Source organism: Pseudofrankia inefficax (assembly GCF_000166135.1).
Classification (GTDB): Bacteria; Actinomycetota; Actinomycetes; order Frankiales; family Frankiaceae; genus Pseudofrankia; species Pseudofrankia inefficax.
This window is the reverse complement of record NC_014666.1, coordinates 5,310,202-5,330,780: the sequence shown is the minus strand read 5'-3', so window position 1 is coordinate 5,330,780 and position 20,579 is coordinate 5,310,202. Positions and strand designations below refer to the sequence as shown.

Genomic DNA, 20,579 nt, shown 5'->3' with positions numbered 1-20,579 from the left:
AATCGTGGATACTTCTCACGGGCCGGCCGAGGGGTCGGCGTTGCTCGCTCTTCAGCGAGCCACCCATGTCACGCTGCAGATTCTTGCCGCCACGCTGGTGGACCTCGATCTGACCGCCTCCGAGATCAACGTCCTGGCCATCCTGGCCGACGGCCGTGGCCGCACCATCTCCGAGCTGGGGGCCGCCGCCGGGACCCGCCCGACCACGCTGACCAGCCTGCTGGACCGGCTGGAACGGCGTGGCCACGTCACGCGCGGCCCCCGGCCGGGGGACCGGCGGGTGGTGGTCGTCGAACTGACCGCTTCCGGTCGGCTGGTCGCCGGCACGATCCGCGAGGCCCTCGCCGACCTGGAGCGGCGGGCCCTCGTAGACCTGCCCCCGGACGCGATCGCCGGCTTCCACGCGGTTCTGCGCGCGTTGGCGGAGGTGCCCGCGTGACGCACGACGGCGAGGGGCCGACCGGGCTGTTCGACGAGCTGATGGCCGAGGTGACCGGCACGACCGGGCAGTTCGATCACCGCGCCCACCTTCACCTGACCTGGCTGGCGATCCGCCGGGTCGGCATGCCCGCGGCCGTCCGGGTGGTCAGTGACGGGATCCAGCAGGCCGCCCTCCACGCCGGGGCACCGCGGAAGTACCACGCCACTGTCAGCCGGGCCTGGGTGGAGCTGGTGGCGCACCACGCCACCGCGCGGGCCGCCGCCGACTTCGAGGGCTTCATCGACGCGCATCCGGTCCTGCTCGACAAACGCCTGCTCACCCGCTTCTACCGCGCGACGACGCTCGCCGGCTCCCCGGCCCGCACCCACTGGGTCGAGCCCGACCTCGAGCCCTTCCCCTGGGATCGGGGCCGCCCGCACGAACGGGGGACTGGAGTCTTGCTCTAGAGTGTCACTCCATGGCCAGTGACAGCCGAGAGCAGATCGTTCGCGCGGCGCTCGCGTATGTCGGCGAGCAGGGCTGGGAGTCGACGTCGTTGCAGGCGGTGCGGCTTCGCGCCGGGGTCAGCAACGGCAGCCTGTTCCACTACTTCCCGACCCGCGAGGCGCTGGGGGGCGCGGTGATCGCCGCCGGCCTCTGCGACCATCAGTCGGCGCTGACGGCCGAGCTGCGCGCGGCCACCGGCCGTCGCGTCGGGATCGAGCGGGTGGTGATCCGGCATCTGCGGTGGCTGCAGGACGATCGGCCGCTCGCCCGGCTGTTCCTGACGACGCCGCCCGACGTGCTGCGCTCAGGGCTCGACCCGGTCGCCGTCGCCGAGAACCAGCGGTTCTTCCAGGACGTCGCGTCCTGGCTGCGCGAGCACGGCTGGACCGGCACCCCAGGGCTGGCGGTGGTGCTGGCGCTGTGGATCGGCCCGGCCCAGGAATACGCCCGCCGTCAACTGGCGGCAACGACAGCTGGAAATCTCGGCGAGGCGGCGGACGAGCTGGCGGCCGGAGCGTGGCGGGCCGTGCGACCCCTGCTGGAAGACTCCACGGAGGACCGATGACCTTCCCCGCGCTGGACCACTACCGACGCGCGCTGCGCGGTGTCGACGAGGTGGTCGCCCGCGTCGAGCCCGACCGGTGGGACTCGTTGTCACCATGCCCGCCCTGGACGGCGCGCGACGTGCTTGGCCATCTCATCGACGGGCAGCGGCAGATCGAGGCACTGTTGACCGGCAGGGGGCCTCGCCCCCCGGCCGCCGAGCCGGGCGCGCTCGCCGGCGCCGAGCCGGCCGCCGCCTGGCAGGCGGCCCGTCGGGCCATCGAGCAGGTCCTGGCAGCGGTCGACCCGACCGCGCGGACGGCCACCCCGCTGGGACCACGCGGTGCCGCCGACATCCTGACCCTGGCGGTGATCGAACCCCTGGTACACGCCTGGGACCTGGCCCGCGCGACCGGTCACACGGTCCGCCTCGACCAGGACGCCGTGGCGGCCATCCTTCCCGGAGTCCTGGCTCTCGGCGACCAGCTCGCGGCGACCGGCATGTACGTGGCGGCCCGTCCCGTTCCCGCCGGCACCGAGCCGCAGGATCAGCTCCTCGCCGCGACCGGGCGAACCGTCTGACTCCCAGTCCGGGCCGGCGTGCCCATGCCCGGAGCGGTGGACGACCGCGACCGGGCGTTGGCCGCGGTCATCCACCGACGGGTGACGGGCGAGGCTGGGTCAGGCCGCCGCCGGCGCGAGCTCCTCGGCTTCGAGGGTGACGGCGACGGCGTGCACCACGGAGGCGATCCGGAGCGCGTCCTGGATCGACTCGCGAGGCACGCCCCGGCCGCGCAGCTCGTGCTCGTGGGCCTGCAGGCAGCGGCCACAGCCGTTGACCGCGGACGCGGCGAGCGACCACAGCTCGAAGTCGACCTTGTCGACGCCCGGGTTGGCGATCGCGTTCATCCGCAGGCCGGCGCGCAGCCGGTCGTACTCCTCGTCCTCAAGAAGATGCAGCGAGCGGTAGTAGACGTTGTTCATCGCCATCAGCGCCGCCGCGGTCCTGGCCGCCCGGTGGGCCTCGTCGGTCAGGTGCTCACGCGCCTCCTGGTTCAGCTCCGCGAGCGCCGTCCGGCCGCGGCTGGCCAGGGCGGCGGTCAGCACGGTGCCCCACAGCTGCTGCTCGGTCAGGTGCGTCTGGCTGGTCACCGACCCGAGGTTGAGCCGCAGGTCCTTGGCGTACTCGGGCAGCGCCGCGCGCAGGGCCGCGACGCCCATCAGGCGCCGACCTCGACCTTCCCCTGCGCGGGGATCCTGCCTCCGACGGAGAGCGTGCTCTCGCCCTTCTGCCAGTTGCAGGGGCACAGCTCGTCGGTCTGGAGGGCGTCGAGCACGCGGAGGACCTCGTTCGGGTTCCGGCCGACACTCCCCGCCGTGACCATCACGAACTGGATCTCGCCGGCCGGGTCGATGATGAAGGTCGCCCGCTGCGCGACGCCGTCGTCGCCGAGGACCCCGGCGGCCGTCGTGAGCTCCTTCTTGATGTCGGCGAGCATCGGGAACGGCAGGTCGCGCAGGTCGGCGTGGTTCTGCCGCCACGCGAGGTGGACGAACTCGCTGTCTGTGGAAACGCCGAGCACCTGGGCGTCGCGGTCGGCGAACTCGTCGTTGAGCCGGCCGAAGGCGGCGATCTCGGTCGGGCAGACGAAGGTGAAGTCCTTCGGCCAGAAGAAGACGACGCGCCACTGGCCCGGGCGGCCGGCGGAGGACTCCTGGACGAACGCGGTGTCAGGGTCGGTGCTGACCACGGCGGTCAGGTCGTAGGTGGGGAAGGTGTCACCGACGGTGAGCATCGGGGTGGGCGTCCTCTCGGTCATTCGGGTTGGGGTCGACAAAGCGGTCAGCGGGCGAGCAGCGCGCGGGCGTCGTCGCCGTCGAGGTGCGCGCCGGCGCGCTCGGTGCGCACGAAACCCTCGACGACCTCGACCTGGAGCAACGCCCAGCGGTCGCCGAGGTCGAACAGGTCGGTGGTGGGATGGCGCCGCGCGAAGTGGGCCGCGAGCCGGTCCGTGTCGGCTTCCGGCACCGCGCCCACCCAGCCGCCGAGCGCCACCGACACCCACGTCGATCCCTCGGCGGTCGGCCCGCAGAACTGGAACCGGCAGGCCTGGTCGCCGTGCCCGAGCGACCGGCCGATCGTGGCGGGTGCGAGCAGCAACAGGCGTCCGGTGGCCTCGGACAGCCAGCCGGCGTCCGGACCGGCGATCTGCTCGAGGCCGGTGGTTCGGTGGTCGGCGGCCGAGGGAGGCGTGGATGGTGCCTCGGCGGCCGACGCCGGCTGGGACGCGGCCAGGCTCGGCGAGGGAGCGGCGTGGCCGCCGGTGAAGCGCAGGCCGTGGGCGACCTGGCCACCCCACCGCACGAGGCAGCCGTCGTCGGCCGAGCCGGTCAGAGCGCGGGCGGCAGCCACGAGCTCGGGGTGGAGCAGGGAGGTGGCACCGCTGCCGGCAAGGCCCGTCATCTGCTCCACCGCGTCCTTCGCTAGGGGTCAACCTTCTTAGGTTTTCCTAACCTAACCGAGAAGATTCGCGGGTCACAGGGCTGTGGCCAAGGTCATCCGGGCGTGCGGGTGCCTGCTGTGCCGGTTACGGTGAGGCGGTTACTGCCCGCTGGTAGGGAGCAGGGGTTCGCCCAGGAGGCGCAGGGCCTCGTCCAGCAGGCCCAGCGGATGGGCAAGCGACGGGTCGTCGGCCCACCGGCTCATCACCTCGTCGAGAACCAGCAGCACGGTGCCGGCGACCAGACGAGAGGCCATCGGGTCGACGTCGGCGCCGAACCAGGGAGTCAGCGCGTCGGCGAGCCGGTCGCGGCTCTTGCGCCGTTCCTCCAGCCAGCGGCCCCGCAGCGCCGGGGTCTCGCGCAACAGGAACTGGAAGCGGCGCGCCCGGTCGGCGGCGTCGCCGACCGGGGCGAGGACCGCGTGCAACATCGCCGTCACCGCCGACCGCAGGGTCTCGTTCTCGTCACGCCCGCCGAGGTGGTCGATCACGTCGTCCATCGAGGCGCTGGCGAGGGCGGTGACGACGTCCTCCTTCGCGGGGAAGTAGCGGAAGAAGGTGCGCGAGGAGACGCCGGCCGCGTCGGCGATGTCCTGGACTGTGGTCGCGTCGTAGCCCCGCTCCAGGAAGAGCCGACCGGCGGCCTCGGCCATCTCGCGCCGCGCCCGGAGCTTGTTCCGTTCCGTCAAGCCGGCGGTCATGACCCCCTCCTGTCTGGCGCTCAGAGTTCATCGTCTCCTGCGTCACGTCACCTTGGCAGTTTCTGCCATGGTGACATAGGTTGCCGCTGGGCGGCTCAATCCTCGCGGATCAAGGCTCATTGTCGAGCCGTCTGGCCATAGAGGGGTGCGTGGGTGACCAGCCTTGACCAGCACGAGCTGACGACCCGTTCGGCGCGATCGACGAAGGTCCAGTCGACGAAAGCCCAGTGGTGGATCCTCGTCATCATCGCCTGTGCGCAGCTGATGGTGGTCCTTGACTCGACCATCATGATCATCGCACTGCCATCGGCCCAGAAGGCGCTCGGGTTCTCGGACACCGAACGCCAGTGGGTGATCACGGGGTACACCCTGGCGTTCGGGGGGTTCCTGCTCCTCGGCGGCCGGATCAGCGACATGCTCGGGCCCAGGCGCACCCTGATGGTCGGCGTCATCGGCTTCGCGCTGGCCTCGGCGCTGGGCGGCGCAGCCCCGGACACCGTCGTGCTGATCGCCGCCCGCGGGCTGCAGGGACTGTGCGGCGCGCTGCTCGCCCCGTCGGTGCTCTCGCTGCTCTCGGCGACCTTCACGAACCCCCGGGAACGCGCCAGGGCGTTCGGGATCTACGCCTCGATCGCGATCGGCGGGTCGGCCTTCGGGCTGATCCTCGGCGGTCTGCTGACCCAGTACGCCGACTGGCGCTGGTGCCTCTATGTGAACCTGCCGATCGCCGCGCTGGTGATCTTCGGCATCGTGACGATGATCCCCAAGTCCGTCGGCCGGTCCGGCGTGCGGCTCGACGTCGCGGGCGTGATCCTCGGCTGCGGCGGCCTCGTCGCGCTCGTCTACGGGCTCGGCGAGGCCGGGGCGGACGGCTGGGGCTCGCGTGGCGTCCTCGTACCGCTCGCGGTCGCGGTCGTCCTGCTGGCCTGCTTCGTCGTCTGGCAGAGCAAGGGGCCGAACCCGCTGCTGCCGCTGCGCGTGCTGCGGGACCGCAACCGCAGCGGCGCCTACCTGACGATCCTGCTGGCGATGACCGCCATGTTCGGCACGTTCGTCTCGCTCACCTATCTCTTCCAGGCGGTCGACGGCTACTCGCCGCTGCGCAGCGGGATCGCCTTCCTGCCGCTGATGGTGCTCAACGGGCTGGCCTCGACCCAGCTCGCCAGCCGTCTCATGCCCTACGTGCCGACCCGGCTGCTCATCGTCCCGGGCCTGCTCGCCGCGGCGGTCGGCGTCGCGCTGCTGACGAGGCTGACTCCCGAGTCGGCCTTCCTCACCCATGTGCTGCCGACCGAGATCCTGCTCGGCGTCGGTCTCGGCATCGCCATGGTCCCGGTCATCAGCACGGCGACCAGCAACGCCGACCCGGGCGACGTCGGCGTCATCTCGGCCATGTCGACCACGTCGCAGCAGATCGGCGCCTCGATCGGGACCGCCCTGCTGAACACGATCGCGGCCTCCGCGGTGACGAGCTACCTGGCGTCGCACCGCGGCGGCGACGCCATCCACGCGACCGTGCACGGCTACGCGACCGCCAGCGCCTGGGCGGCCGGCATCCTGGTCCTCGGCGCGCTGACCGCCGGGCTTCTCATCAACGTCCATCCCGGACGGGCGCACGCGGCCCAGACAGCGGCCGGCCAGGGCGACGAGCCCGCCGCGCAGCCGACCCGGGTGGCGCCGCTCGTCCCCGCGGCCCGCGGCGAGCAGGCCACGGCCACGGGGCCTCGCTCCGAGGTGTAGCTCGGCCGCCACCTTTTCCGCGACGCGCCGCGACGAGCGAGCAGTTCTGGGCTGCTGTGGTGTCGATACGACGAGAGGCCGGAGGTCCCGGTCGGAGTCGAGAGGCGAGCCATGGCCAGCGAGGATCTGATCTCCCGGGCGCGGGCGGGTGACGGGGAGGCGTTCCGTGCGCTGACCGAACCGCACCGCCGCGAGCTTCACCTGCACTGCTACCGGATGCTGGGCTCGGTGCAGGACGCGGAGGACGCGCTGCAGGACACGATGGTGGCCGCGTGGCAGGGCCTCGGCGGGTTCGGCGGGCAGGCGTCGCTGCGCACCTGGCTGTACCGGATCGCGACCAACAAGTGCCTCAACGCGCTGCGCACGGCGCGCCGCCGTCCGGCGAAGGCCTGGGACATCCCCGGGATCGAGCCGCCCGCGCCCACCCGCCAGGGGACCGCCGTCTGGCTCGGCCCGTTCCCGGACTCGCTGCTGGACGGCGGGTTCGACGTGCCCGTCGGGCCGGAGGCCCGCTATGAGCAGACCGAATCGATCTCGCTGGCCTTCGTCGCCGCGCTGCAGGCACTACCGCCCCGGCAGCTCGCGGTGCTGATCCTGCGCGACGTGCTCGGCTTCCAGGCCAGCGAGGCCGCCGGCATGCTGGACACCACCGTGCGCTCGGTCACCAGCTGCCTCACCCGGGCGCGCGCCAACCTCGAACGGCAACGCGCGCACCTGCGGCACGCACCATCGACGATCGGGTCGGCGCAGGAGAGCGCGATCGTGGCCCGGTTCGTCCGCGCCTACGAGGCGGCCGATCTGACCGCGCTCGTCGAGCTGTTCACCGACGACGTGTTCCTCTCGATGCCACCGATGCCGCACGAGTACCAGGGCGTCGACGTCGTGACCCAGTTCTTCCGGGTGCTGCTCGTCCCCGGACGTCGCTACAGCCTCGTCCCCACCCGCGCCAACGGCGGGCCGGCGTTCGGCTCGTACGTCCACGGCGCGGACGGGCAGCGGCACGCCACAGGCCTGTTCGCCGTGACCGTCACCGACGGGCATATCAGCGCGATGACCCGGTTCGAGAACACCGTCCTCGGCTGGTTCGGCCTCCCACTCACCCTCCCGGCCGGAAGGCGCACCGAATCCACCTAACGCGGCGACCGCCGAGGTCGGCCCGTCACCTTGATCTCCGTTTTCGCCCTCTGATGGCTATGAAACAGGCCTGGTTACCACCACCGGAGGGCCGAAACGGCGATCATGGGGGCGCCGGAACGGTGAACCTTGTCGGCGGAGGCAGCAGGAAGGCGCCGCGTAGTTTCGAGCCGGTCCGGTGTCTATCCCTGTGGACGCACCCACCGGCAAGGAGAAACCCACATGGGAAAGATTGTCATCACCACGAACATGTCGCTCGACGGCGTCGTTCAGGACCCGGACGGGCAGGAAGGATTCAGGCTCGGTGGCTGGTTCGGCGAGTCCGGCGGCGCGGATCTCGCGGACTGGTCGCGGCTGGAGACCGACGAGGCGCTGCGTTCCGCGGCGATCCTGGTCGGCCGCCGCAGCGACGCATGGTTCGCCACCCGCTGGAACGACCGCACCGGCGAATGGGCCGACCAGCTGAACCGTCTGCCCAAGCACGTCGTCTCCACGACCCTCGCCGCGCCGAAGTGGAACAACGCGACGGTCGTGTCCGGCGACGTGCTCGCCCAGATCGCGAAGCTGAAGGCGGAGACGGACGGCGACATTCTCGTCTACGCCAGCTATCAGCTCGCCCGTACCCTGATCGAGCACGACCTGGCCGACGAGATCCGCCTCGTCGTCTTCCCGGTCATCCTCGGCGACGGCGACCGGCTCTTCGGCGCGACCAGCGACAAGAAGGCATTGCGGCTGATCAGCACCCGCCCCCTCGGCGAGGGCCTGTCGTTCCTGACCTACGAGTTCGTCAGATAACCCACGGACGCACCCACCCTGACGCGGGGGCCACCGCCGGCCAGGCGGTGCCCCCGCGTCGTGTCCGGCATCAATTCGCGCAGCCAGGTGCCGTTGATAGGTGTGGACGACGACGCCCGACCCGGACGTCCGCGAGCCGACCAGGCATAGCCCAGCGGACGGGAGGCCGTCACCGAGGAGACGTTCGCCTGTGCCGAGAGGACAGGGAAGACCCAGAGGCGGTATTCGTCGACTTGGACTCGGCCATCTCCTGGGTCGGGTGACGTCGGAGCCCGGGCGATCCCATCGGGCGTCGTCGACGAAAATCGACCGCTACTCGACGTAGCGGCTGCGCGTCACCTCGGCGTCCGCGGACAGGCGCCGGGCTCCCGAGCCGGCCAGAGGAGCAAGACAACGGCGCGGGTACCTCCTTTGGGGGATCTGGAGGTTCCGCGCGGCGAGGCCGAGTCGATCGGCGCCTGAGGGGACCGCGGTTCTGGCTCCGCGTCAGTGATGTTGATGGAAAGCTAGGGGACTGTGACGGGGGACGGCGATGTGGACCGCGCATTGGCGGGCGGCGACGGCCGGCAGCCCGATTTCCTCGTCAACTACGTCGAGACGGTCGACGCCGATCGGCTGTGGGCGGAGTGGATCGGCTGGCAGCTGACGGTGGCCGGCCTCTGGCCGCTGGTCCAGGCCTGGGACGCCGTGCCGGGCAGTTCGCGGGTCGGCTGGTTCGATCACGCGGTGCGGGTCGCCCAGCGCACCCTCGTCGTCGTTTCCCCCGAGGCGCTGGAGTCGCGAGGCGCGGTCGCGACCTGGGAGGCGGCGTTCCGCTCGGACCCAGACGGCTCGGGGCGGCGCCTCATACCAGTCAAGGTTCGACCGTCCACCTTGCCGGGCGTCCTCGGCGGTCTGGTCGCGATCGATCTGGCTGGGCTCGACGAGCAGGAGGCGGCCGAAACCCTTGCCGCCGGTGTCGAGGCGGCGATCAACGGCACGGCACGGCCCCGCACCGAGCCGATGTTCCCGGGCACCGCCGACGCCCCGGCTGGGGCAGGACCGTCCTTTCCCGGGCCGCAGCTGCCCGACAAGCTGGTCGAGCTGCTCAACCGGGTGACCGAGGCTTACCTGGAACGGTTTCCGGATGCCGCGGTGACTCGGGCCGTCAGCCCGGACGGCCTGCGCTATCTGGAGATCCTGGCCAGGGTCGACGGCGAGCCTCGACGCTGGACGGTCGGCGTCCACGCCGGAGACCTGGACGAGGCGGCACTCGCCCGGTTTCTCGCCGAGGTCCACTCTCCTCGGCTGGAGGCCGACGAGCTCGCCGAGTCCGAGCTGGTGTACGACGGGAGGATCACCGACGGCCAGGTGCGGGCTCGCGCCCGACGACGCGGCGTCGAGGTGGCCAGTCTGCGCGCGGTCGAGCGGGGCTGGGATCCGGCCGAGTACCGCGCCCGGCAGGCCACCCTGCTCGCGGCCGACCAGGTCTACCCGCCGGAGCTTTATGTGCCCCAGCGGTACGTGCGGTTCGACGAGCCACCAGGCAGTCCGGCGCATGCCGACGTGTTCGGCGCGGTCGTGGACTGGCTCGACACGCGGGACGCGCGCCTCGTCCTCGTTCTCGCCGACTTCGGACACGGCAAGACGTTCCTGACCCGCGAGCTTGCCCGGCGGGTCCCGCTGCTGCTGCCCCAGCTGACGCCGATGCTGATCAGCCTGCAAACCTACGAGAAGAGCCACAACCTCGACACGGTGCTGGCTGTGCACCTGCAGGAGTCCGGCGAGGACAGCGTGTCGGCTCGGGCGGTGCGCCGCATGCTCGACCGCGGCCAGATCCTGCTGATCTTCGACGGTTTCGACGAACTGGCGATCCGGCTGACCTACGACGGCGCCGTCGAGCACCTCAACATGATCTTCTCGGCGGTGTCGGGCCGGGCGAAGGTGATCGTCACCAGCCGCACCCAGCATTTCGCCTCCGACCAGCAGTGGCGTGCCGCGCTGCGCGCGGAGGACCAACGGCGCAGCGGCCCGCCCGCCCGGCCGGGGGAGCCGTGGCTCACCGCCCTCGGCGCGCAGGTCCAGCTCTTCCCCGCCGCCCGCACGATCCGGCTGACCGGCTTCGACGACGACCAGATCCTGGAGTTCCTCACCCGTCACTACGCCCACGCCGGCGAGACGGCCCCGGGCGCCGCCGCGCGTCGCCGCCTCGACCTGCTGGCCGGCGTCGCCGACCTGCGCGGGCTCTCCAGCACGCCACGGATGCTCGCCTTCATCGCCGACCTGGCGGAAGCTGACCTGCTCGCGGCCCGAGCGACCGGCGGCCAGATGACCCAGGCCGACCTGTACCGGCTCCTGGTCGACCGCTGGCTCACGCTGGAGACCGGCCGGCGACGCCCCACCCGCGGGTCCATGCCCACTCTCTCGACCGGTCAGCTCGCGACCGCGGCGCGAGCGGTCGCGTTGCGCCTGTGGACCAGCCGCGCCGATGGCCTCGATCTGGCCACGCTCTCGACCGTCGTCGGCCAGACGTTTCCCGAGCTGGGCCCCACGACGCTCGACCCGGCCCAGGCCGTCTTCACGATCGGCTCCGGCAGCCTGCTCGTCCGCGATGAGGCCGACCGGTTCCGCTTCGTCCACTCGTCCGTCCTGGAGTACCTGGTCGCCGTCACCACCGCCGGCCAGATCGCCGCGACGGGTGACAGCCCAGCGCTGCGCGAGCGCGAGCTGTCGACGCTGATCGTCGACTTCCTCATCGGCGCCGCGGACCGGACGGCGCTGGAGCGCTGGGCCCGCGCCCTGCTGGGTGATCGGTTCACCCCAGAGGAGCGGGCCGCGGCCGGCGGCTCGCTGCCCGAACGCGGCGGGACGGCACACGCGAACGCCCTCGCCGTCGCCAGCCGCCTCGGACTGCGCGAGCTGCCTGTCGACCTGGCCGGCCAGGACCTGCGCGGCATCGACCTGTCCGGCCGGGTGCTGCGCGGCGCGAACCTGCGCGGGGCCAACCTGTCCGGTGTCCGGCTCAGCGACGTCGACCTGACCGACGCTGATCTGACGGACGCTGATCTGACCAGCGCGTACCTCGTGCGGCCCCGCCTGCACCGGACCCGCCTGACCGGTAGCCGCTGGCGGGACGCGGCACTGCTCGCTCCGGACCTGGACGAGCAGGCCCGCGCGGCAACGGAGCTCGTGCCCGCCGCGATGACCGGTCGCGACCCGGTACGTGTCTGGCGACTACCGCCCGGCGAATCGCAGTGGAGCCGGGTCGAGGCGCTGGAGTGGTCACCGGACGGCACGACGCTCGCCATCGACAGGGCCACGGACACGGTGATAGCGACCGCCGACCTGCGGCCAGTCCAGGTGATGGCCGGCCACCCGGCGTTCACCCCCGACGGGTCGTTGCTCGCCGTCGAGTTCGGTGCGGGCGTCATTCGCCGCTGGGACGCGCGCGGCGGCGAACAGGTACGGAAGCTCGCCGGCTACTCCGGCCTGTTGTCGAAGTGGGCCCTCAGCCCCGATCGTGCCATCCTCGCCACCGTCACCTACCCCAGGAACGCCAGCTGGCCCCGGGATCAGGACTACACGTTCCGGCTCTGGAACACGGTCACCGGCGAGCAGACCCACGAGTCGACCGGCGTCCGGTTCGCCGCGATCGCCTTTACGCCCGACGGGCGGATCCTGGCGGGTGCCCACGACCGCGCAGCCATACAGCTCTGGGACACCGCCACCGGCAGGCAGGTCCGCCAGTTCGTGGATCTTCCTGGTTCGGTCGACGCGATGACGTTCAGCCCGAACGGCAACGTTCTCGCGGTCGCGGGCACCAACACCGTCGGGCTGTGGCGCGTCGCCGACGGCAGGCGGATCCGAACAGTCACCGTCGGCCGGCTGCTCGGCGCGGGAACGGTGAACGCGGTGGCGTTCTCCCCTGACGGAGGCGTACTCGCCGCCGTCAGCAACGATCGTTCCGTTCGGCTGTGGGACAGCGGCACCGGACGGCGACTGCGCAGGCTCACCGGTCACACCAACCGGGTGGGCGCCGCGGCCTTCACCCCCGACGGCGGCACGCTCGCCACTGGCGACGTCAACGGCACCACCATCCTGTGGAACCCGGCAACGGGACGGAAAATTGGACAACTGACCGGCCCTGGCAGCGTGGTCAAGGCGGTCGCGTTCGCCCCCGACGGCACAGCTCTTGCCACCGCGGGCGGAGATCGCATGATCCGGCTCTGGGACACCGCCACGGGCAGGCAGATCCGGCAGCTTTCCGGACGCCTCGGCCCGGTGACCGCCCTGGCTTTCGGCCCCGACGGCACGACTCTCGTCTCCGGTGACGATGACGGCGCCGTCATCCTGTGGAACACGGCGACTGGCAGGAGGATCCGCGATTTCGACGGCGGGGTCGGCTGGGTGGTCTCTGTGGCCGTCGCCCCGGACGGCGCCACGATCGCAGCCAAGACGAACCTCGGCCAGGTAGATCTCTGGAACGCTGCCACCGGCGGACTGATCCGGAGCATCCCCTTCACCGACGCCGGCGCACCGGATCCGCTGGTGTTCACCTCCGACGGCCGGTTCGTGCTCCAAGGCTCGCGCGATCTGCAGGCCGCGGACGTGGCGACCGGCACACGGGCGAATCTGCTGGCCGAGAGCACCGGCGAGGTACGGAAGGTGGCCTTCGCCTCCCGCGGCGACATCTTCGCCACCGCCGACAAGGACGACGTCGTGTGGCTCTGGAGCGCGACCACCGCGAAGCGCCGCCGCCGGCTGGCCGGGAAGGCAGGGGCCGTGAACATGATGGCCCTCTCGCCAGACGGCGACACGCTGGCCGTCGCGGACGGGAGTTCCGGCATCCAGCTCTGGCACACCGCCACCGGCGAGCAGGCCCACCAGCTCGCCCATCCCACCGGAACGGTCGAGTCGGTCGCCTTCAGCCCCGACGGCGGCACCGTCGCCACGGGCAGCCGCGACGGAACCGCCATTCTCTGGGACGTCGGCTCGGGCACCCGTGTTGCCACGCTCGCTGGCCTCGCCAACGGCGACTGGGCCGTCCTCCTGCCGGACGGGAGTTACAAACTGTCCGGCGACGCGGGCCAGGAACTGTGGTGGACGTTGGGGCAGCTGAGATTCTCGGCGGGCGAGCTCGACCATCTCGAGCCATCGATCCGGCGCCTCGCGCCCGATTCTCCGCTGCCGCGCCCGGTCAGGGACACCCCGGAGGACAGGAAGGGCCCATCCGCGCCACGGCGGCGCCGGAACAGCTGAACACGGCCTCGGTCGCGGGCTTCCTGCCAGGTCACCGGCCCGTGATCAGCACCCGGGCGGTCACGGCGGATCGCTAGTCGGTCTGCGGCACCGTCATGATCGCCGTTTGAGCCCTGGGATGGTCGCGGAACCGCCGGCGCCACGACCACCCGAGGGCCAAAGCCGCGATCAAGTCCGCGCGAGAGCACCGAGCCGCCCCGATCCCGTCCACCCCTCAGGACAGGCCTTCGTGGCCGGTCAGGCCGCCGTCGTGGCCGGGTTCGTGGGTCCAGGCGTCCTCGTGGACGGTGAGCATGTGCTGGTCGGCGGCGTGGTGGTCCTCGTCGCCGGAGCCGTCATAGCCCGAACCGTCATGGACGAAGGCGTCGTAGCCGTCGTGATGGCCGGAGCCCTCGCTCTCGGTGCCCGTCACGTGGAAATGCGCGGGGTCGGCGTGGGCCGCGGTGGCGCCCGGCCCGGCGCCATGCGGGCCGTCCGTGGCGCTCTCGGGTCCGGCGGACTCGGCGAAGAGCTGATGGGCCGCCTGGCCGGAGGCGCCCTGGAGGTGGTCCGTCGCGGTGCCGCCGGCCGCGGCCGCGGCATGGCCGCCGGTCGCCAGCTGGTGGCTGGACTCGGCGTCCCAGCCCTGGTCCCAGCCGGTTCCCCAGCCCGTGCCCCACGCGTTGGTGTGCGTGCCCGCGTCGCCGCCGCCGGAGCTCCCGGAGAGGGCGCTCGTCGCGTCGTGGGCCTGCACGCCGTCCGTTCCGCCGTGCGCGTGGTCCGCCGCGTCCGCCAGGGGAGCGGGGTGGCCGTCCGGGTGCGGACCCGCGCCCCCGTCGAAGAACGCCTCGAAGGCGGCGGCGGCCGCCAGGCCGGCGACCAGGCCGCCGGCGGCCAGCGCGGCGACCATGGTGGCGGCCTGGAAGCCGCCGCCAGCGGGGGCGCCGGGCGGCGTCCGCCAGGTCGGGTCGCCCGGCGGCCCGGTGTACCTGCCCGTGTAGACCCGAGCGCGGTCGAACTGGCTCGCGAAGATGGTCATCGTGGCTCCCGCGCGGGTCGGGTGACGGAATCAGAAGTCGACGAACCGGGGTGTGCTGACCGAGTCACGCGCGACCCGCAGGTGGTGCGTGATCTCGCCGCGGGTGAGCCGGATACCCGAGGTCGCCGGGTAGCGGCGCATCACGTCGAGCTGGGCGAGCCTGCGGGCGACGCCACCCATCGAGGGCCCGCGGGCCGTCGGCGCGGCGCGGCGCAGCTCCTCGGCGAGCCGGCGGGCGGTCTCCCAGCGCGGCGCGAACAGGTTCTCGGTCAGCACGTAGCCGAGCACCGGGAGCGTGGAGCCGACCAGCGTGTTCCACCGGTCGAGGGCGCTTGCCCAGCCGCTCGCGGCCTGCGTGCTCATGAGCGCCGACCGCTGGGCGCGCTGGTTGTACTGGTTGAACGCCTGGGTCGCGCCGGAGACCAGGAACACGGGGTTCAGCAGTGCGGCGCCGAGCGCGACGGCGGCGCCCGCGTAGTTGGCCTTCGGCAACGCGGACGGGTCCAGGTCCATCAGGCGCTGCACCTGGGCCGACAGCGCGCCGGTCTCGGCCGCCGCGCGCTGGGCCGGGGCGAACGCGGCCCGCAGCCGGGCCTCCTGCGCCTTCAGCCACTCCGGCTCCGGCCGCCCTTCGGTGACCGGCGCGAGCAGCAGCCCGTCGCGATGGCGGATGAAGGCGGGCAGCACCGAGCCGACCTGGTCGAGGTGGCGGCGCAGCTCGTCGAGGCCCTCCGACAGGGCCGCGGCGGTGCGCAGCCGGCCCTCGTCGTCGGCCGGCAGCTCGACCCGCGCGGCCAGGCCGCCCGCGGCCGCGTCGCCGAGCAGGGCGGCGTGCAGCTCGTAGAACGGGCCGAAGATCGTGTAGAGGAAGTAGTCGTCCTCCAGGCCCGCGGCGGCCCGCAGCATGTCGGCCAGGTGGCGCGGGTCCTCGGTGGCGTAGTTGCCGGCCGCGACGTCCGTGTGCAGGGCTCGGACCAGCTCCAGCTGGCCGACGATCGTCACGTCCCCGTCCGGGCCCGCGACCCGCAGGCTGGCCCGCGCCTCGCCCGCGACGCCCTCGACGGACCGAATCCGCGCGAGCGGCACCCGCAGGTCCGCGCCGGGGCCCTTCACCCGCAGCGTGCCGGCCGCGACCGCGCAGGCCACCGGGCCCCCGTCGGCCAGCTCGGCCGGGTAGGGCCCGCCCGCCAGCGTCCGCTCGGCGGCCGCCCGGACGCCGGGATGGGCCGCGACCCGCGCGCCGAACGCCTCCGAGTCGCTCTCGACGACCACCGGGCCGTGCTCCGGGTCGAAGATGACGAACCGCTGCGCCGAGCCGGCCATCCGCAGCCGGGAGTCGGTCAGGTCGAACCGGGTCAGCGTCGTGGCGCCGTCCCGCGGCTGTAGCTCCAGCACGGTGTCGCCGAGCACGCAGTCCGCCCGGCCGCGGGCCGCGTCGCCGCTCAGGCCGCTCGCCCAGACCGGGGCGGACGTGCCCATGGTCGTCGTCTCGGCCTCGCGCCGTTCGGCCTGCGCGACGGCGAGGAACGCAGCGAGCACCGGTGGGGCGGCGAGGTGCAGCGTCACGCCGGTGAGGAACCGTCCGTCGAGCACCGCGCCGCCGCGCACGTGCGCGCTGGTGGCGGAGGCCTGCTCGACGACGACCCGGTTGAGCGGCCAGTCGATGATCGCGCGTCCCCGGGACCGCAGCTCCAGCCGGCCGTCCTTGATCACGGCGTAGGCCGTGAGGTCCCCGTCGGGATCGTCCGCCGGTGCCTGGCCGCCGCCGGTCGCGGTGGCGCGGGCGGCGGCCGCGACCCGGGCCGCCGCGCCCTTGACGGTGGCCGCGGTGAGCGGCCCGGCGGCCGGCGGCGGCGGGACGGGGGCCGGCGGGTTCCTGACCGTCACGTCCTCGGTCGGGTCCCGCTCGTAGTGCGGCGTCACGGACATGGCGCACGGGCTGACGAACGCCGCGGTCGGCGCGTCGGACAGCAGCCGGCCGGCGAGCCCGGTCAGCGCGGTGTGCAGCTCCGGTGGCAGTGGGGTGATGGTCGTCGCCTGGTAGGTCCGCCCGTCCGGGAACGCGACGTCGACGGCGAGCCGGGTGCTGCCCTCGACGAGCTCGACCGTCGCGGCGGGGTCGAAGGCAGGCTCCAGCGCGCTGAGGACCGCGCTGCTCAGGCCCCCGGTGTCGTGCACGTAGACCGCCGGCAGGTCGGTGAGCAGCAGCTGGCGCATTCCCATCATGGAGAAGCCGCTGGTCCGCCCCTCCCGCAGGGCGCACCACGCGCTGTCGAACACGACCCGCCCCCGCACCTGCGCGTACGGCGCGGGAATCGGCGCGACGGGGCCGGCGGGCGCTACCGGGCCAGCGGGCGCGACGGCGCCAGTGGGCACCATGGGGCCAGTGGGCGCGACGGGGCCAGCGGGCGCCACGGGTGGGCCCTGCGGAGGTGGCGCCCAGTTCCAGGAGGTCGGCGCGGGCGCCTGTTGGGCTTCGCCGGAGTTGCTGCTCACGTGGATTCGCCGCCCCCGTCCAGGTCGGTCATCACCGACCGCGTGCCCGGGCGCGGCGACTCGCCGAGTCGAGCGGCGTCGGCCGGGCGCGCCCCCGTCACGATCTCTCCTGGACGGTACCGGCTGAGCGCGGCGCCTGTGGCGCAGGGGCGGGCCTCTGTTACGGTTGGGCGCGTGAAGCGTGCCGCGATGACGACGACGCCGGAGAGTGTCCCGGCGCGCTGACCGATCCTGCAGTCCGAAGCCCCGGGGCGAGTGCCCCGGGGCTTCGTCTTGCGGTCACTCGCCCGTTCTCGCGAGGAGACCGCCGTGCACGACCATCGCAAGCTCGGCCGCGAGCTCGACCTGTTCGACACCGACCCCCTGATCGGCGCGGGACTGCCGTACTGGCTGCCCGACGGCGCGACCGTGCGGCACACCCTGGAGGAGTACATCCGCGCCGTCGAGCGGCGGGCCGGCTACCAGCACGTCTACTCGCCGGTCCTCGGCAAGCGGGAGCTGTACGAGATCTCGGGGCACTGGTCGCACTACAGCGACGACATGTTCCCCCCGATGGACCTCGGGGGCGAGCAGGTCGTCCTGCGGCCGAGCCTGTGCCCGCACCACGCGCTGATCTACCGCTCCCGGTCCCACAGCTACCGGGAGCTGCCCCTGCGTATCGCGGAGCTCGGCGGGATGTACCGCTCCGAGCTCTCGGGCGTCCTCGGCGGCCTCACCCGCGTCCGGGCCATCCAGCTCAACGACGCGCACATCTTCTGCACCCTGGAACAGGTCGCCGACGAGGCGCGGGCGGCCCTCGACCTGATCCGCCACGCCTACGAGGCGCTCGGCCTCACCCCGAGCCGCTACCGCCTCTCGCTGCCCGGGCCCGGGGGCAAGTACGTCGCCGCGCCCGACCTGTGGCGGCGTTCCGTCGCGCTGCTGACCGAGGTCCTGGACCGGTCCGGCCTGCCCTACGAGGCGGCCGAGGGCGAGGCGGCGTTCTACGGTCCCAAGATCGACGTCCAGGTCACCGACGGCGCGGGCAGGGAGTCGACCCTGTCCACCGTCCAGATCGACTTCCACCAGCCCGAACGGTTCGACCTGCGCTACGTCGGCCCGGACGGCGCGCGGCACCGCCCGGTCATGGTCCACCGCAGCATCATCGGCAGCGTGGAGCGGGCCGTCGCCCACCTGCTCGAACAGCACGGCGGCGCCCTGCCCGCCTGGCTCGCCCCCATCCAGCTGGTGATCCTCCCGATCTCCGCCTCCGAGCTGCCGGCCGCCGTGGCGCTCACCCGGCGGTGCGCCGACCTCGGCCTGCGAGCGCAGGTTCTCGGGCCGGACCGCGGCAGCCTGGGCGCCCGCGTCCGCCTGGCACGGCTCGTGCCCTACCAGGCCGTCCTCGGCGCGAAGGAGGCAAGCGACGGGCACGTCTCGCTGCGTCTGCGCGACGGCCACCGGCTCGGGCCCCAACCCGCCGGCGACGTCCTGGCCCGCGTCGGCGCCCTCGTCGCCTCCCACAGCACCCGGCTTTGGGACGCGACCGCGGGCGATCTGTCGTAGCGTCCTCGTAAGCCACAGACCACACCGGTCGCCGACGTCGGTCGGCGCCGGTTCGGCTGTGGACCTGCCCGGGGCACTCCCGGGCATCGACGCGGGAGCTTCCACCTCAGGAGGCTGAGAGGGCGGCTGGGTCGTGGGCCCGGGGTCGCCGACCGCATGAACCTGTCCGGGTAATGCCGGCGTAGGGAGCAAGTCTCATGGAGCGTTCCGCTCACCCGACCCCCGTTTCCGTGCCCCTGCCGGGAAGCCGGCGGACCTATCTGACCGGGCCCGATGGGGGCCTGCGCGTCCCGATGCGGGAGGTGGCGCTGTCCAACGGCGACTCGGTGGTCCTCTACGACACCTCGGGGCCGTACACCGACCCCGACGTGCTCGTCGACGTCCACCGAGGACTCGCCCCCACCCGCGCGGCCTGGATCGACGCCCGCGGCGACACGGCCGAGACCGGCGCTCGCCCGGCGCGCCGGGCGCTGCCCGGCCGGGCCGTCACCCAGCTCGGGTACGCCCGCCGCGGGGAGATCACCCGGGAGATGGAGTTCGTCGCCGTCCGGGAGGGGCTGGACCCCGCGTTCGTCCGCGCGGAGATCGCCGCCGGGCGGGCGGTGCTGCCGGCGAACGTCAACCATCCCGAGTCCGAGCCGATGGCGATCGGCCGCGACTTCCTTGTGAAGATCAACGCCAACATCGGCAACTCGGCGGTCGCCTCCTCGATCGAGGAGGAGGTGGAGAAGATGGTCTGGGCGACCCGCTGGGGCGCGGACACCGTCATGGACCTCTCGACCGGCCGCGACATCCACACCACCCGGGAGTGGATCCTGCGGAACTCGCCGGTGCCGGTCGGGACCGTGCCGATCTACGAGGCGCTGGAGAAGGCCGGCGGGCGGGCCGAGGACCTGAGCTGGGAGCTGTACCGCGACACGGTGATCGAGCAGGCGGAGCAGGGCGTCGACTACATGACGGTCCATGCCGGCGTACTGCTGCGCCACGTCCCGCTGACGGCGCACCGGCGCACCGGGATCGTCTCCCGCGGCGGGGCGATCCTGGCGGCCTGGTGCCTCGCGCATCACGAGGAGAACTTCCTCTACACCCACTTCGCGGAGCTGTGCGAGATCCTGCGCGGGTACGACGTCACCTTCTCCCTCGGCGACGGGCTGCGGCCCGGCTCGATCGCCGACGCGAACGACGCCGCCCAGCTGGCCGAGCTGGCGACCCTCGGGGAGCTGACGACGATCGCCTGGGAGCACGACGTCCAGGTCATGATCGAGGGGCCGGGCCACGTGCCGCTCCACAAGATCAAGGAGAACGTCGACCTGCAGCGCGAGCTGTGCCACGACGCGCCGTTCTACACGCTCGGTCCGCTGACCACCGACATCGCGCCGGGTTACGACCACATCACCTCCGCCATCGGCGCCGCGATGATCGGCTGGCATGGCACCGCGATGCTCTGTTACGTCACCCCCAAGGAGCATCTGGGTCTACCGGACCGAGATGACGTCAAGGCGGGCGTCATCGCCTACAAGATCGCGGCACACGCCGCCGACCTCGCCAAGGGCCACCCGGGGGCGCAGTCCTGGGACGACGCCCTGTCGCAGGCCCGCTTCGACTTCCGCTGGACCGACCAGTTCCACCTGGCCCTCGATCCGGAGACCGCCCAGGCCTTCCACGACGAGACGCTGCCGGCCGCGCCCGCGAAATCCGCCCACTTCTGTTCGATGTGCGGGCCGCACTTCTGCTCGATGAAGATCACCCGTGACGTCCGGCGCCACGCGGACGAGCAGGGCCTCATCTCCGCCGACGCCGTCGAGGCGGGCCTGCGCGCCAAGGCCGCCGAGTTCACCGCCGCCGGCTCCCGCCTCTACCTGCCCGCCCCCGCCACCGCGGCCGGCCCGGCCCCGACGGAACCCCGAACCTGATCGCCGATTCGGCCCTCGAACGGTTGC

General features: G+C 72.7%; 16 protein-coding genes. 10 read left to right on the top strand and 6 right to left on the bottom strand.

Going from position 1 to position 20,579, the window contains the following annotated elements; translation table 11 throughout:
- Nucleotides 1–4 precede the first annotated feature (4 nt).
- Genes FRAEUI1C_RS21605 through FRAEUI1C_RS21590 form a run of 4 tightly spaced genes read left to right on the top strand, consistent with a single transcriptional unit; the run spans nt 5 to nt 2,053 of the window.
- Complete coding sequence (locus FRAEUI1C_RS21605) at nt 5–439, top strand: MarR family winged helix-turn-helix transcriptional regulator (RefSeq protein ID WP_157735002.1); 435 nt, start codon at nt 5–7, stop codon at nt 437–439.
- On the top strand, nt 436–888 hold the full coding sequence (locus tag FRAEUI1C_RS21600) for a hypothetical protein (RefSeq protein ID WP_013425470.1): 453 nt from the start codon (nt 436–438) through the stop codon (nt 886–888). Before FRAEUI1C_RS21605 ends, FRAEUI1C_RS21600 begins: the two co-directional genes overlap by 4 nt.
- An 11-nt stretch (nt 889–899) precedes the next feature.
- Complete coding sequence (locus tag FRAEUI1C_RS21595; protein ID WP_013425469.1) at nt 900–1,493, top strand: TetR/AcrR family transcriptional regulator; 594 nt, start codon at nt 900–902, stop codon at nt 1,491–1,493.
- The gene (locus tag FRAEUI1C_RS21590) at nt 1,490–2,053 is read left to right on the top strand and encodes a TIGR03086 family metal-binding protein (RefSeq protein ID WP_013425468.1); all 564 of its coding nucleotides are present in this window, start codon (nt 1,490–1,492) and stop codon (nt 2,051–2,053) included. The genes FRAEUI1C_RS21595 and FRAEUI1C_RS21590 overlap by 4 nt, the downstream gene beginning before the upstream one ends.
- A gap of 99 nt (nt 2,054–2,152) precedes the next feature.
- On the opposite strand, the gene ahpD is transcribed toward FRAEUI1C_RS21590, so the two are convergent.
- The 4 genes from ahpD to FRAEUI1C_RS21570 all read right to left on the bottom strand — a co-directional run bounded on the left by ahpD (nt 2,153) and on the right by FRAEUI1C_RS21570 (nt 4,673).
- A complete protein-coding gene (gene ahpD / locus FRAEUI1C_RS21585) occupies nt 2,153–2,692 on the bottom strand; it encodes an alkylhydroperoxidase, AhpD family (protein WP_013425467.1) in 540 nt (179 codons plus the stop codon).
- Nucleotides 2,692–3,267, bottom strand: a complete 576-nt coding sequence (locus FRAEUI1C_RS21580; protein ID WP_013425466.1) for a peroxiredoxin — start codon at nt 3,265–3,267, stop codon at nt 2,692–2,694. The genes ahpD and FRAEUI1C_RS21580 overlap by 1 nt, the downstream gene beginning before the upstream one ends.
- A 47-nt stretch (nt 3,268–3,314) precedes the next feature.
- Complete coding sequence (locus FRAEUI1C_RS21575; protein WP_013425465.1) at nt 3,315–3,935, bottom strand: hypothetical protein; 621 nt, start codon at nt 3,933–3,935, stop codon at nt 3,315–3,317.
- 138 nt (nt 3,936–4,073) lie between these two features.
- On the bottom strand, nt 4,074–4,673 hold the full coding sequence (locus tag FRAEUI1C_RS21570) for a TetR/AcrR family transcriptional regulator (RefSeq protein ID WP_013425464.1): 600 nt from the start codon (nt 4,671–4,673) through the stop codon (nt 4,074–4,076).
- A gap of 153 nt (nt 4,674–4,826) precedes the next feature.
- On the opposite strand from FRAEUI1C_RS21570, the gene FRAEUI1C_RS21565 reads away from it, so the two are divergent.
- From FRAEUI1C_RS21565 to FRAEUI1C_RS21550, 4 genes are all read left to right on the top strand, one after another.
- Entirely contained in the window at nt 4,827–6,413 is a 1,587-nt protein-coding gene (locus FRAEUI1C_RS21565) for an MFS transporter (protein WP_013425463.1), read from the top strand.
- A 111-nt stretch (nt 6,414–6,524) separates the two neighbouring features.
- Nucleotides 6,525–7,547: a sigma-70 family RNA polymerase sigma factor gene (locus FRAEUI1C_RS21560; protein ID WP_013425462.1), complete on the top strand. Its 1,023-nt coding sequence runs from the start codon at nt 6,525–6,527 to the stop codon at nt 7,545–7,547.
- A 222-nt stretch (nt 7,548–7,769) separates the two neighbouring features.
- Nucleotides 7,770–8,342: a dihydrofolate reductase family protein gene (locus FRAEUI1C_RS21555; RefSeq protein ID WP_013425461.1), complete on the top strand. Its 573-nt coding sequence runs from the start codon at nt 7,770–7,772 to the stop codon at nt 8,340–8,342.
- A 534-nt stretch (nt 8,343–8,876) separates the two neighbouring features.
- Nucleotides 8,877–13,580, top strand: a complete 4,704-nt coding sequence (locus tag FRAEUI1C_RS21550; protein ID WP_198318614.1) for a TIR domain-containing protein — start codon at nt 8,877–8,879, stop codon at nt 13,578–13,580.
- Between the two features lie 214 nt (nt 13,581–13,794).
- Here the strand turns inward: FRAEUI1C_RS21550 and FRAEUI1C_RS21545 are convergent, their stop codons facing one another.
- Together FRAEUI1C_RS21545 and FRAEUI1C_RS21540 are read right to left on the bottom strand one after the other, a co-directional pair.
- Complete coding sequence (locus FRAEUI1C_RS21545) at nt 13,795–14,598, bottom strand: hypothetical protein (protein WP_013425459.1); 804 nt, start codon at nt 14,596–14,598, stop codon at nt 13,795–13,797.
- A 30-nt stretch (nt 14,599–14,628) separates the two neighbouring features.
- Nucleotides 14,629–16,977 (bottom strand): hypothetical protein, encoded by a 2,349-nt coding sequence (locus tag FRAEUI1C_RS21540; protein ID WP_013425458.1) that lies wholly within the window; start codon nt 16,975–16,977, stop codon nt 14,629–14,631.
- Between the two features lie 372 nt (nt 16,978–17,349).
- Between FRAEUI1C_RS21540 and thrS the strand changes: the two genes are divergently transcribed.
- Both thrS and thiC read left to right on the top strand, forming a co-directional pair.
- Nucleotides 17,350–18,639, top strand: coding sequence for a threonine--tRNA ligase (gene thrS, locus FRAEUI1C_RS21535; protein WP_095522673.1), 1,290 nt, complete (start codon nt 17,350–17,352; stop codon nt 18,637–18,639).
- Between the two features lie 197 nt (nt 18,640–18,836).
- Nucleotides 18,837–20,552: a phosphomethylpyrimidine synthase ThiC gene (gene thiC / locus FRAEUI1C_RS21530; protein ID WP_013425456.1), complete on the top strand. Its 1,716-nt coding sequence runs from the start codon at nt 18,837–18,839 to the stop codon at nt 20,550–20,552.
- Nucleotides 20,553–20,579: the final 27 nt, after the last annotated feature.

Coding starts and splice junctions, on each gene's coding strand:
- FRAEUI1C_RS21560 (WP_013425462.1), top strand. CDS start 6,525: ATGGCCAGCGAGGATCTGATCTCCCGGGCGCGGGCGGGTGACGGGGAG.
- FRAEUI1C_RS21540 (WP_013425458.1), bottom strand. CDS start 16,977: ATGGTGCCCACTGGCGCCGTCGCGCCCGCTGGCCCGGTAGCGCCCGCC.
- FRAEUI1C_RS21575 (WP_013425465.1), bottom strand. CDS start 3,935: ATGACGGGCCTTGCCGGCAGCGGTGCCACCTCCCTGCTCCACCCCGAG.
- FRAEUI1C_RS21545 (WP_013425459.1), bottom strand. CDS start 14,598: ATGACCATCTTCGCGAGCCAGTTCGACCGCGCTCGGGTCTACACGGGC.
- FRAEUI1C_RS21570 (WP_013425464.1), bottom strand. CDS start 4,673: ATGACCGCCGGCTTGACGGAACGGAACAAGCTCCGGGCGCGGCGCGAG.
- FRAEUI1C_RS21580 (WP_013425466.1), bottom strand. CDS start 3,267: ATGCTCACCGTCGGTGACACCTTCCCCACCTACGACCTGACCGCCGTG.
- FRAEUI1C_RS21590 (WP_013425468.1), top strand. CDS start 1,490: ATGACCTTCCCCGCGCTGGACCACTACCGACGCGCGCTGCGCGGTGTC.
- FRAEUI1C_RS21595 (WP_013425469.1), top strand. CDS start 900: ATGGCCAGTGACAGCCGAGAGCAGATCGTTCGCGCGGCGCTCGCGTAT.
- ahpD (WP_013425467.1), bottom strand. CDS start 2,692: ATGGGCGTCGCGGCCCTGCGCGCGGCGCTGCCCGAGTACGCCAAGGAC.
- thiC (WP_013425456.1), top strand. CDS start 18,837: ATGGAGCGTTCCGCTCACCCGACCCCCGTTTCCGTGCCCCTGCCGGGA.
- FRAEUI1C_RS21555 (WP_013425461.1), top strand. CDS start 7,770: ATGGGAAAGATTGTCATCACCACGAACATGTCGCTCGACGGCGTCGTT.